This window comes from Streptomyces sp. NPDC006510 (assembly GCF_040611955.1).
Taxonomy (GTDB): Bacteria; Actinomycetota; Actinomycetes; order Streptomycetales; family Streptomycetaceae; genus Streptomyces.
The window spans coordinates 1-10,070 of the sequence record NZ_JBEXPH010000249.1; the positions used below are offsets into that span (position 1 = coordinate 1).

Consider the following 10,070-nt stretch of genomic DNA (forward strand, 5'->3'; position numbering starts at 1 on the left):
CGGGGCGGCCGGGACGGCCGGGGCGGCCGGGACGGCCGGGACGGCGGGCGGCGGGGTGACGGACGGGGCCGGGGAGACCGGCGGGGCCGGGGCGGCGGGCGGCGCCGCGTCCTGGCCCTGCCCGCGGTCCTCCCGGCGGTCCGGGATGCCCAGCTTGTCGGCCGCTTCCTGGAGCCACTCCGGGGGGCTCAACAGGAACGACGTCTGATTGAGGTCGATGCGCTGGGGCGGCTCCGGAGCGGCCGTGGCCGTCGCCTGTGCGCCGTACTCCTCCTCGTACCGCCGGATCACCTCGCCCACCGGCAGACCGGGCCACAGGGTGGCCTCGCCGCTGTCCCGGGCGATCACCAGCCGCTGCTTGCCGCCGTCCGAGACCGGGCCCTCGGTGCGGTCCTCGCCCCACACCACGAAGCCCAGCTCGAACTCCCGCACCCGCACCTCACGGTGCTGGTACCCGGGCACGTCGCCGTTGATCCACTCGTCCGCGCGCTCCTGCGCCTGCGCAAAGGTCACCATCGCGCTCACCCCTCCACCGGGACGGCCCGCGCGAAGCCGCCGTCCACCATCAGGTTCGCCACGGTCTCCAGCTCCGGCGGATTGCCCGCCAGACGCTGCAGGAAGGCGTCGAAGTCGTCGCCGCACGGCAGCAGCAGCCGGTCCACCCGCTCCTGCACGGTCCAGCCGTCCTGGTCCCGGGCGTCGTCGTACGCGCAGAACCAGACCGAGCCGATGCCGTTGCCCTTCACCTTCACCGCGATGATGCCGCCCTGGACGAAACCGACGCCCAGGAAGTCCTTGGTGAGGTGATCGCGCAGACACTTGTTGACGTACACCAGGTCGTTCGCGGCGGCCTGCTCGCGCACCGTGAAGAACGGCTGGTCGACCAGGAGCCCCAGCTCCGCGTCGAGCGCCGCACCGACCGGCGCCGAACCGCCCGCCGCCTTGAGGAACGAGCGGTACGCACCCGGCAGCCGGTAGCCGAGGTCCTCCTCGACGCCCAGGACCTGCGCCTCGCTCACCGCGACGGCACCCTTGGGCAGCCGGAAGTGCGCGGGCCGGGTCTCCTGCAACGGGCGGGTCCCCCGCTTGTTGTGGTCGACCGCCGTGGCGGCCAGGCCGCCGTGATGCCTGAGCAGCGCCTTCACCTCGACCGGGACCAGCTCCATGCGCCGGCCGCCGGGCACGTGGTGCCACGTCCAGCCGTGCGGAGTGGCGACCGCCGGGATCGTGTCCCACAGCTCATGGCCGCTCGCCGCCAGCGCCGCGTTGGCCGAGACGTAGTCGGTGAGCCGGAGCTCGTCGACCCCGAAGCCCTGCGGCGGCTCGGCGATCTCGGCGGCGGCGCGCGCGTACGGCGCGAAGTCCGGGCTGCCGTTCTCGTCCATGCGCACGCCTCCCGGGTGGCGGGACGCCCGGACCGGGTCCGGGAAATGCACGAGCTGCCCGGCGTAGGCCGCGTTCGGTGGCGCGGCTTGCTGCCCGAGCCGACCTGTCGTCATGGCGGTTGCCCCCTGCTGCGTCTGGCTGGTGAGGACCGGCCTGTCCGAGGGGGACGGTCCGGGCACAGCCTATGCGGTGGCACAAGGGCGGGTCTCGCCCATGTGACCTGTCCTACGCCTCCCCCTCCGCATCCGTCACGAACCGTCACAGCGGTGTGACGGACGAGCGACGCCCCCCACGGTCCGGCGACACGGAGACACGTTTCACTGCCCCAGCTTCCCCACCAGCCCGGACATTTGGCAGGCTGTCACCGCAACTCGGGGGCGTGCACATCGCGCAGCTACCGCTGCGGGCACGGGAGGGAAAGCACCATGCACACCGCACGATCAGTCACATCCGGGGACCCGCGCCTCAGCTGGAGCAGCACCGAGACCGGCCGCACACCCCGTCTGCAGCACCGCCGCGACGGCATCCTGCCCGCAGTCGCGGCGGCACTGTCCGTCCGCGGCGAGACGCTCACCTGCACCGCGGGCAAGGGCGACCAGCCCCCCGTGCTGCACCCGCTCGTCCAGGACTTCCTCGACACCCTCCCCAGCGGCCGGCGCGAACGCTTCACCGGCCGCTGCCCCGAGGCGATACTGCTCTCCCGGCAGCTCACCGCCGCGGAATCGACCCGCTCCAAGCGCGCCCAGCGCAAGCCGCTGACCAACGGCGAGGCCCGGCGCGCCCTGAAGCACTCGCGGCTCACCGCACGGCGCATCCGTGAGGACGGCGACCCCATGCACGGCAGCTACGCGCCGCCGTGCCGCTCCTGCACGGCGATGCTCGCCCACTTCGGCGTACGTCCCGTCGACCTCACGACCACCGGGGCGGCGACCACCGCCGAGAAGGGCTGACCGCACGCCGATGCACGACCGAACCGACCTACCCGAACAGACGGGCCCCGCCGACCGCGACCGGCACGCCACCACCCGCTTCCCCGTCGCCGTCGACGCCGCCCTGCGCGCCGCGGGCTGGCAGCCCGGCCGCTGGGACATCCGGCAGGCCGAGGAATGGGCCGACGCGCTGCGCTCGCACACCTCGCCCGCCGGCCATCAGCACGCGGTCTTCCCCGCAGCCGTGGAGGCGTGGGCCGAATTCGGCGGACTCCACATCACCGCGTCCGCGCCGGGCCGCCAGATCGCCCCGGCCCCGGTGCGCATCGACCCGCTGAGCGGGCTCCACCTCGCCCGCACCCTCGGCGACCTCGGCCGGGCGCTGGAGACCGAGGTCAGCCCGCTGGGCGAGGAAGGGGACGGGCAGGCGGTCCTGGCGATCGACACCGAGGGCCGCGTCTACAGCATCGACCACACCGGCGACTGGTACCTCGGCCCGGACATCGACCGGGCGCTGGCCACGCTGATCTCGGGCATCCAGCCGGAGCGCCTCGTCCCGGGCTGACGCCGGGCCCGCCCCGCCGGTCCCGGCACGGATCAGGCGGGTCCGTGGGCCGGCAGCACCGCCGACACCCGGAAGCCGCCCGCGTCCGTCGGACCCGAGACGAAGACGCCGCCGAGCCCCAGCACCCGCTCCCGCATGCCGACCAGGCCGTTGCCCCCGCTCGGCAGCCCCGCGTCCGCCGTGGCGGCGTCCGACGGACCGTTCTCCACCTGCATGGCGACCTCCGCGTCCCGGTGCGCCAGCCGCACCCAGGTCTTCGCGCCCGCCGCGTGCTTGTGGACGTTCGTCAGGGCCTCCTGCACCACCCGGTACGCCGTCTGCTCGACCTCGGGCGGATACGCGCGGGCCTCGCCGTCCACCGACAGCTCCACGGTCATCCCCGCCGCCCTGGACTCCCCCACCAGGGTCTCCACCTCGTGCAGCCGAGGCCCGTCCTCCGTGGCGGCGGCAGCCGCGGCGGCCGCCGCCTGACCGACCGAGGCGAGCGGCACCGAGGCCGGCCGGGCCGTCACCGACTCCCCCGCCCGCAGCACCCCGAGCATCTCGCGCAACTCGGTCAGCGCCTGCCGGCCCATGTCACCGACCAGCGCCGCGTTCCGCACCGCCTTCGCCGGATCCTTCGGCGCGACGGCCTGGAGCGCGGCGGCGTGCACGACCATCAGACTGACCCGGTGGGCGACCACGTCATGCATCTCGCGGGCGATCCGGTGGCGCTCCTCGGTACGCGCCCACTCCGCCCGCTCCTCGGCCCGGTCGGCGAGCAGCGACAGCTCCCGCTCCAGCGAGTCCGCCCGCTCCCGCAGGCTCTCCATCAGCCGCCGTCGGGCGCCTATGTAGAGGCCGAACAGCACCGGCGGCGCGGTGAGCCCGAGCGACATGAAGAGGGAGATCAGCGGTACGTACCAGTCTCCGGGCCCGAAGTCGTCCTGCTCGGCGACGCTCTGCCGCAGCCGTACGTACGTGACGATGAACGTCCCCATGAAGGACATCCCCGTCAGCACGGCGGTGATTCTTCGCGGCACGTCGGAGGCGGCCAGCGTGTACAGACCGATCAGGCCCATCAGGAAGCCCATCTCGGCGGGCGTCGTCGCGATCGAGACCAGCACCACCGCGATCGGCCAGCGCCGCCGCACCACCAGGGCCGCCCCCGCGAGCAGCCCGAACACCACTCCCACCGGCACCGGCAGCCCGGTGTCCCCGGCGAACTCCACCCCTTCCAGTGCGCATTCCAGCGCCGACAGGAGCGCCAGCCCCACGTCCAGGGCGACACTGCGCCGCCGTTCCCACCACCAATAGGAGCGGGCGGTCGAACCCGTCCCTTCCCGGTGTGCCCCCGTTGCGGTCATGCCGTCCAGCCTACGGGCGGGCGCACCTCATTTTCGGGCGACCCGGACACCGGGTGCGGATCGGGGCGCCGCGACCCGTCGCATCAGGGGCCGGTGTTACGGCATAGTGTTGTCTGCCCGGTCGAAGGCCTGACGGTATGTCCGATCGATCGGCTTTGCCATCCCCTGTGGTGTAACGGCAGCACAGTGGCTTTTGGTGCCATTTGTCCGGGTTCGAATCCTGGCAGGGGAGCTTCGGCGAGCGGGCCCCGACCAGCGCGGTCGGGGCCCGCACCCATGCCCGCCCATCGGCCCCCCGGTATCCTTCGGGTGTCCACCACCCGAAGCCGAAGGGCATTTCCGTGAGCTCCGAACGCCCGGCAGCCGTCGTCGTCCTCGCAGCGGGTGAGGGCACCCGCATGAAGTCGAAGACCCCCAAGGTTCTGCACGAGATCTCCGGGCGGTCGCTCGTCGGACATGTCGTCGCCGCCTCCCGCGAGCTGGACCCCGAGCACCTCGTCGTGGTCGTCGGCCACGGGAGCGAGCAGGTCACCGCGCATCTCTCCGCCGTCGACGACCGACTGCGGACCGCCCACCAGTCCGAGCAGAAGGGCACCGGCAACGCGGTACGCGTCGGGCTCGACGAGCTCGGCGGCACCGTCGACGGCACCGTGATCGTCGTCTGCGGCGACACCCCGCTGCTCTCCGGCGAGACGCTCGTCGCGCTCGCCGCCACCCACACGGCCGACTCCAACGCCGTCACCGTGCTGACCGCCGAGGTCCCGGACTCCACCGGCTACGGCCGCATCGTCCGCGACCCGGCCACCGGCGCGGTCACCGAGATCGTCGAGCACAAGGACGCCACCGACGCCCAGCGCGCGATCCGGGAGATCAACTCCGGGGTCTTCGCCTTCGACGGCCGGCTGCTCACCGACGCCCTCGGCAAGGTCCGCACCGACAACAGCCAGGGCGAGGAGTACCTCACCGACGTCCTCTCCATCCTGCGCGAGGCCGGGCACCGGGTCGGCGCATCGCTCGCCGCGGACCACCGCGAGATCCTCGGCATCAACAACCGCCTCCAGCTGGCCGAGGCCCGGCGGCTGCTGAACCAGCGGCTGCTGGAGCGCGCCATGCTGGCCGGCGTGACCGTCGTGGACCCGGCGTCCACGCTGATCGACGCCACCGTCACCTACGAGCGCGACGCGATCGTGCACCCGGGCACCCAGCTGCTCGGCACCACGCACCTCGGCGAGGACGCCGAGGTCGGCCCCAACACCCGGCTCACCGACACCGTCGTCCGCGCGGGCGCCCGGGTGGACAACACGGTCGCGGACCGGGCCGAGGTCGGCGAGGGCGCCACGGTGGGTCCGTACGCCTATCTGCGGCCCGGCACCCTGCTCGGCACCAAGTCCAAGGCCGGTACGTACGTGGAGATGAAGAACGCCACGATCGGCGAGGGCACCAAGGTCCCGCACCTGAGCTACGTCGGCGACGCGACGATCGGCGACCACACCAACATCGGTGCCGCCAGCGTCTTCGTGAACTACGACGGTGTGGCCAAGCACCACACCACGATCGGCTCCCACTGCCGTACCGGCTCGGACAATATGTTTGTGGCGCCTGTCACGGTCGGGGACGGCGCCTACACCGCGGCCGGCTCGGTCATCACCAAGGACGTACCGCCCGGTTCGCTGGCCGTCGCCCGCGGCCAGCAACGGAATATCGAGGGTTGGGTGGCCCGCAAGCGTCCGGGAAGCGGCGCCGCGCATGCGGCTCAGGCCGCCACATCGGAGCGCAACAGCGAAAGCTGACCGGAAACAGGTACGCCGCTCACGGCGTACCGTGATAGATGCTCACCCCATTTCGGCTGGCTCGTTGCGCATCGGGACACATGCGCGCAGCGCCAGGAACACGTCTGAGGAGACTGTGCTGTGACCGGGATCAAGACGACCGGCGAGAAGAAACTGATGCTCTTCTCCGGCCGCGCCCACCCCGAGCTGGCCGAGGAGGTTGCGCACCAGCTGGGTGTCGGCCTCGTGCCGACGAAGGCCTTCGATTTCGCCAATGGCGAGATCTACGTCCGCTTCCAGGAGTCGGCCCGTGGCGCCGACTGTTTCCTGATCCAGAGCCACACCGCTCCGATCAACAAGTGGATCATGGAGCAGCTCATCATGCTGGACGCGCTGAAGCGCGCCTCGGCCCGCTCCATCACGGTGATCGTGCCGTTCTACGGCTACGCCCGCCAGGACAAGAAGCACCGCGGTCGTGAGCCGATCTCGGCCCGTCTGGTCGCCGACCTGATGAAGACGGCGGGTGCCGACCGCATCCTCACCGTCGACCTGCACACGGACCAGATCCAGGGCTTCTTCGACGGCCCGGTGGACCACCTCTTCGCGCTGCCGATCCTGGCCGACTACGTCGGTGCCAAGGTCGACCGTTCGAAGCTGACGATCGTCTCCCCGGACGCCGGCCGGGTGCGCGTCGCCGACCGCTGGTGCGACCGGCTGGACGCCCCGCTCGCGATCGTGCACAAGCGCCGTGACAAGGACGTCGCCAACCAGGTGACCGTCCACGAGGTCGTCGGCAACGTGAAGGGCCGGGTGTGTGTCCTGGTCGACGACATGATCGACACCGGTGGCACCATCTGCGCCGCCGCCGACGCCCTGTTCGCGCACGGCGCCGAGGACGTCATAGTGACGGCCACGCACGGTGTGCTCTCGGGTCCGGCCGCGGACCGGCTGAAGAACTCCAAGGTCAGCGAGTTCGTGTTCACGGACACCCTGCCGACCCCGGGTGAGCTGGAGCTCGACAAGATCACGGTGCTGTCGATCGCGCCGACGATCGCGCGCGCGGTGCGTGAGGTCTTCGAGGACGGTTCGGTCACCAGCCTCTTCGAGGAGCAGTAGACAGCGGTACCGAAGATCCACTTTGGGAGCGGCCTCCCCGCCGGGTAGACTCAGCGAGTTGCTCGGCGAGGGAGGCCGTACTCATGTGTACGGCGGTCCGTTATCGACGCGCTCTTCGTAGCAGGCCTGTCGTGGGCCGGGTGACCGTCCAGATTTCGTCACCATACGAGGAGTGCAGCCATGGCTGAGGTCAAGCTCGCCGCCCAGGTCCGTACCGAGTTCGGCAAGGGCGCCGCCCGTCGCACCCGCCGCGCCAACCTGGTTCCCGCCGTCGTCTACGGCCACGGCGCCGCGCCGGTCCACGTCAACCTGCCGGGCCACGAGCTGATGATGGCGCTCAAGACCGCCAACGTCCTGATCGGCCTGGAGATCGACGGCAAGGACGCGCTGGTCATCCCGAAGGCCGTGCAGCGCAACCCGCTCAAGGGCCACATCGAGCACGTCGACCTGCTGACCGTCAAGCGCGGCGAGAAGGTCAACGTCGAGATCGCCGTGCACGTCGAGGGCGACCTGGCCCCGGGCGGCAACCTCCTGGAGTACGTGCAGAACACCCTGCTCGTCGAGGCCGAGGCCACCCACATCCCCGAGTCCGTCACGGTCTCCGTCGCGGGCCTGGACGCCGGTGCGTCCGTTCTCGCCAAGGACATCCCGCTGCCCAAGGGCTCCGTGCTCGCGGGCGACGAGGACGCCATCGTGCTCCAGGTCGTGGCCGCGCAGGCCGAGGAGCCGGCCGCCGAGGGCGCCGAGGCCGAGGGCGCCGAGGCCTGAGAGCCTGTCGGGTGACCTCCGACAGGCTCTGAGCCTCGCCCGCACCGCTTGACTGACGGGGCGGCGGTTCCTTGTTCGAGGACCGCCGCCCCGTTTTCCTGTAATCAGCGCAACCAGCCGTCGCACGCGAGGAGACCGAGCAGAGATGTCCGAAGCCACCGACCCCTGGCTCATCGTGGGCCTCGGCAATCCCGGTCCCGAGTACGCGGCGAACCGCCACAACGTCGGCTTCATGGTGGCCGATCTCCTGGCCGAGCGGATCGGCGGGAAGTTCAAGCGGGCGCAGAAGGCGCAGGCACAGGTCGTGGAGGGCCGCATGGGCCCGCCCGGACCGGCGAACCGGCGGGTGATCCTGGCCAAGCCGATGTCGTACATGAACCTCTCGGGCGGCCCCGTCACGGCGCTGCGCGACTTCTACAAGGTGCCGACGGACCACATCGTGGCGATCCATGACGAGCTGGACATCGACTACGGGACGCTCCGGCTGAAGCTGGGCGGCGGCGACAACGGGCACAACGGGCTCAAGTCGATGACCAAGGCGATGGGCGCGGACTACCACCGGATCCGGTTCGGGATCGGGCGGCCGCCGGGGCGGATGCAGGTCGCCGACTTCGTGCTGAAGGACTTCTCGTCCACCGAGCGCAAGGAGCTGGCGTACATGGTGGACCGGGCGGCGGACTCGGTGGAGTGCCTGCTCGCGGAGGGCCTGGAGCGCGCGCAGAGCGCGTACAACTCGTAGCACTCACATACGGGGTTCGTAGCACGTACGACTCCGACATTCCTGCCGGTACCCCGGCGATTTCCGGCCACGAGTTGACCGGTGGTGCCGGTCTGCCCAAGGATCGCTCCCCATGAAGCGGAGCTCCTCCAACCGCGCCCTGGTCTATGCCCGCAACGCCGCCATGGGCTGTGTCGTCCTGTTGCTGCTGGTGGCGGGTGTGCTGTCCTCCTGGGACGAGGCCCACCACATAGTCCTGGCCAAGGGCCGTGAGCACGGCACGATGACCGTGACGGGTTGCGGCGCCGATGTCTGCACGGGTCCGTTCGCGCCGTCGGGACAGGCCGCCGCACGCACCCGGGTGACGATCGACAAGTCCGTCGCGGCGCGGAGGGGCGAGCAGTTCCCCGTCGTGATCAAGCCGGGCACGGACGACGTGGTGCGTGCCGGGACGCCCGGTTTTCTGCATGCCTGGGTGCCGCTGGGCGGTGCGCTGCTGCTGGCGGGCCTGGTGATCGGCGGTGGCCTGCGGCTGTCCCGGACCGGCTGGAGCACCGGGATCGCGGGTACGGCCCTGCTCGTGGCGACGTTCATCGCCCTCTGAGCCGCACCCCGAGCCACACCCTGAGCAACTCCCGGGCCGCGCTCCGAGCCCTTCCGGGACACCCCGACGCACGGACTCCCGTACCGGAGCCGCGTGTTCGCCCGATCGTTACCCAGAACCATTGGGACAGAGCAATGCACAGGGGGCGGATGCGGACACATCAACCTTGACGGGCCGAAGCCAGCACAAGAGGCTGAGCCGTCCCCCCACGGCATCCCTCATCTCTCACGTTGGACTGCCCATGCGCATATTCATTCCCGCCGGCGCTCTGGTCACCGCGGTGACCGCCTCGCTGCTGCTGGCACCTTCCGCCTCCGCTGCGCCCAAGGGCGACAACGGCACGGTGAAGATCCACGACGCCAAGACCGGCGAGGAGCTTCGCAGGAACGAGCCGAAGGTCTGCTCCTTCTACCTGGACGCGTTCGGCTTCGACGCCACCCAGAAGGTCCAGTGGCACATCGAGGCCTGGGCCAACAACGACCTGGACAAGGGCGAGACGGTCAGGACGGGCGCCTTCGCGCTCGATGGTTCCGGCCACGGCCGTACCACCGACATGACCCTGCCCGACGGCCAGTACAAGCTGTTCTGGAACTTCGAGGGCGAGAACGGCAGGGCCAAGCACAAGGTCTTCAAGACCGACTGCGAGCCGGGCAAGCCCGGCGAGGAGCCCACCAAGCCCACCAAGCCCGGCGAGGAGCCCACCAAGCCCACCGAGCCCGGCGAGGAGCCCTCGGCCACGCCGTCCACCGGCCCGTCCGCCCCTGGCGGCGAGCAGCCGTCCGGCACCCCGGTCCCCTCGGAAAGCACCCCGGCCGGTGCTCCGGCCACCCAGGACGGTGCGTCCGGCGACCTCGCCGAGACCGGAAGCA

The 10,070-nt window shown here is 71.2% G+C and carries 10 protein-coding genes, 1 tRNA gene and 1 pseudogene; 9 read left to right on the plus strand and 3 right to left on the minus strand.

Going from position 1 to position 10,070, the window contains the following annotated elements; translation table 11 throughout:
• Window positions 1-516, minus strand: a pseudogene (locus ABZY11_RS39335) (hypothetical protein); the annotation flags it as partial.
• Window positions 517-521: 5 nt separating this feature from the next.
• Complete coding sequence (locus tag ABZY11_RS39340; RefSeq protein ID WP_356483771.1) at window positions 522-1,499, minus strand: SMI1/KNR4 family protein; 978 nt, start codon at window positions 1,497-1,499, stop codon at window positions 522-524.
• Window positions 1,500-1,811: 312 nt separating this feature from the next.
• On the opposite strand from ABZY11_RS39340, the gene ABZY11_RS39345 reads away from it, so the two are divergent.
• Window positions 1,812-2,336, plus strand: coding sequence for a YwqJ-related putative deaminase (locus ABZY11_RS39345; protein WP_356483772.1), 525 nt, complete (start codon window positions 1,812-1,814; stop codon window positions 2,334-2,336).
• A gap of 10 nt (window positions 2,337-2,346) precedes the next feature.
• Window positions 2,347-2,880, plus strand: coding sequence for an SUKH-3 domain-containing protein (locus tag ABZY11_RS39350; RefSeq protein ID WP_356483773.1), 534 nt, complete (start codon window positions 2,347-2,349; stop codon window positions 2,878-2,880).
• A 32-nt stretch (window positions 2,881-2,912) separates the two neighbouring features.
• On the opposite strand, the gene ABZY11_RS39355 is transcribed toward ABZY11_RS39350, so the two are convergent.
• On the minus strand, window positions 2,913-4,226 hold the full coding sequence (locus tag ABZY11_RS39355) for a histidine kinase (protein WP_356483774.1): 1,314 nt from the start codon (window positions 4,224-4,226) through the stop codon (window positions 2,913-2,915).
• 161 nt (window positions 4,227-4,387) lie between these two features.
• Between ABZY11_RS39355 and ABZY11_RS39360 the strand changes: the two genes are divergently transcribed.
• From ABZY11_RS39360 to ABZY11_RS39390, 7 genes are all read left to right on the plus strand, one after another.
• A tRNA-Gln gene (locus tag ABZY11_RS39360) sits at window positions 4,388-4,458 on the plus strand.
• Between the two features lie 109 nt (window positions 4,459-4,567).
• Entirely contained in the window at window positions 4,568-6,016 is a 1,449-nt protein-coding gene (gene glmU / locus ABZY11_RS39365) for a bifunctional UDP-N-acetylglucosamine diphosphorylase/glucosamine-1-phosphate N-acetyltransferase GlmU (RefSeq protein ID WP_356483775.1), read from the plus strand.
• A gap of 120 nt (window positions 6,017-6,136) precedes the next feature.
• On the plus strand, window positions 6,137-7,111 hold the full coding sequence (locus tag ABZY11_RS39370) for a ribose-phosphate diphosphokinase (RefSeq protein WP_030976866.1): 975 nt from the start codon (window positions 6,137-6,139) through the stop codon (window positions 7,109-7,111).
• Between the two features lie 180 nt (window positions 7,112-7,291).
• Window positions 7,292-7,879: a 50S ribosomal protein L25/general stress protein Ctc gene (locus tag ABZY11_RS39375; RefSeq protein WP_356483776.1), complete on the plus strand. Its 588-nt coding sequence runs from the start codon at window positions 7,292-7,294 to the stop codon at window positions 7,877-7,879.
• A gap of 145 nt (window positions 7,880-8,024) precedes the next feature.
• Complete coding sequence (pth, locus tag ABZY11_RS39380; protein WP_356483777.1) at window positions 8,025-8,618, plus strand: aminoacyl-tRNA hydrolase; 594 nt, start codon at window positions 8,025-8,027, stop codon at window positions 8,616-8,618.
• A gap of 112 nt (window positions 8,619-8,730) precedes the next feature.
• A complete protein-coding gene (locus tag ABZY11_RS39385) occupies window positions 8,731-9,201 on the plus strand; it encodes a hypothetical protein (RefSeq protein WP_356483778.1) in 471 nt (156 codons plus the stop codon).
• Window positions 9,202-9,442: 241 nt separating this feature from the next.
• The coding region (locus ABZY11_RS39390; RefSeq protein WP_356483779.1) for a hypothetical protein at window positions 9,443-10,070 on the plus strand (628 nt) is incomplete at its 3' end.